Origin of the sequence: Isoptericola sp. F-RaC21 (genome assembly GCF_038593535.1) — a bacterium.
In the GTDB taxonomy this organism is placed as follows: Bacteria; Actinomycetota; Actinomycetes; order Actinomycetales; family Cellulomonadaceae; genus Isoptericola.
The window spans coordinates 1-1,911 of the sequence record NZ_JBCFYX010000008.1 but is presented as its reverse complement, the minus strand read 5'-3'; the positions used below and the strand labels follow the sequence as shown (position 1 = coordinate 1,911).

At 57.6% G+C, this 1,911-nt stretch carries 1 rRNA gene; it reads right to left on the bottom strand.

Features of this window, described 5'->3' with window-relative positions:
• Positions 1–73: 73 nt before the first annotated feature.
• Positions 74–1,911 (bottom strand): 23S ribosomal RNA (locus AAG589_RS21205); the annotation flags it as partial.

The following is a 1,911-nucleotide window of genomic DNA, read 5'->3' as shown; positions in this document are numbered from 1 at the left end:
GGGTGGTGCCCGTTTCTCGGGAACCGCACAGTGGACGCGAAGCAGTGTTATTGACCAAACAGTGTTTGGTAGGTGTGTGAAGTTGTTGGCTTATTAGTACCGGTCAGCTGCGACAGTCGTTAGTCCTGTCTTCCACATCCGGCCTATCTACCCAGTGGTCTAGCTGGGTGCCTTCACCCCTTACGGGGATGGAAACCTCATCTTGAAGCAGGCTTCCCGCTTAGATGCTTTCAGCGGTTATCCCTTCCGAACGTAGCTAACCAGCCGTGCTCCTGGCGGAACAACTGGCACACCAGAGGTTCGTCCGTCCCGGTCCTCTCGTACTAGGGACAGCCCTTCTCAAGTTTCCTGCGCGCGCAGCGGATAGGGACCGAACTGTCTCACGACGTTCTAAACCCAGCTCGCGTACCGCTTTAATGGGCGAACAGCCCAACCCTTGGGACCTACTCCAGCCCCAGGATGCGACGAGCCGACATCGAGGTGCCAAACCATGCCGTCGATATGGACTCTTGGGCAAGATCAGCCTGTTATCCCCGGGGTACCTTTTATCCGTTGAGCGACGGCGCTTCCACAAGCCACCGCCGGATCACTAGTTCCGACTTTCGTCCCTGCTCGACCTGTCGGTCTCACAGTCAAGCTCCCTTGTGCACTTGCACTCGACACCTGATTGCCAACCAGGCTGAGGGAACCTTTGAGCGCCTCCGTTACATTTTGGGAGGCAACCGCCCCAGTTAAACTACCCACCAGGCACTGTCCCTGATCCGGATCACGGACCGAGGTTAGATGGTCGATGCGGCCAGAGTGGTATTTCAACGTTGACTCCACCCGACCTGGCGGCCGGGTTTCATAGTCTCCCACCTATCCTACACAAGCCGCACCGAACACCAATACCAAGCTATAGTAAAGGTCCCGGGGTCTTTCCGTCCTGCTGCGCGTAACGAGCATCTTTACTCGTAGTGCAATTTCGCCGAGCTCGCGGTTGAGACAGCGGAGAAGTCGTTACGCCATTCGTGCAGGTCGGAACTTACCCGACAAGGAATTTCGCTACCTTAGGATGGTTATAGTTACCACCGCCGTTTACTGGGGCTTAAATTCTGGGCTTCACCGAAGTTGACCCGTCCTCTTAACCTTCCAGCACCGGGCAGGCGTCAGTCCGTATACATCGTCTTGCGACTTCGCACGGACCTGTGTTTTTAGTAAACAGTCGCTTCTCCCTGGTCTCTGCGGCCCTCACCGCTTCCCACCGCAAGGGTGTTCACGGATCAGGCCCCCCTTCTCCCGAAGTTACGGGGGCATTTTGCCGAGTTCCTTAACCACGATTCGCTCGATCGCCTTGGTATTCTCTACCTGACCACCTGAGTCGGTTTGGGGTACGGGCGGCTAGAACCTCGCGTCGAGGCTTTTCTTGGCAGCAGAGGATCACCCGTTTCCCGCATACGCGGTCACTATCAGTTCTCACCCTCGTGCTTCGCGGATTTGCCTACGAAGCGGGCTACAACCTTGGACGTGGACTACCATCGCCACGCCGGGCTACCTTCCTGCGTCACCCCTGTTAACACGCTTACCTACTACCGGTTCGGGTCCCACGCCGCCCCACCGGTGAGATCCCGAAGGATCTCGGTGGTGGTTTGGGGTGGTTAGCATCACCGGGCTCGGTATGGGCGGTTCTTCGCCGGTAGGAGAATATCAACTCCTTGTCCATCGACTACGCCTGTCGGCCTCGCCTTAGGTCCCGACTTACCCAGGGCGGATTAACCTGGCCCTGGAACCCTTGGTCATTCGGCGGACGGGTTTCTCACCCGTCATTCGCTACTCATGCCTGCATTCTCACTCGTGTGGGCTCCACCACTAGGTCACCCTGCAGCTTCACTGCCCACACGACGCTCCCCTACCCACCCACACACCTGAACA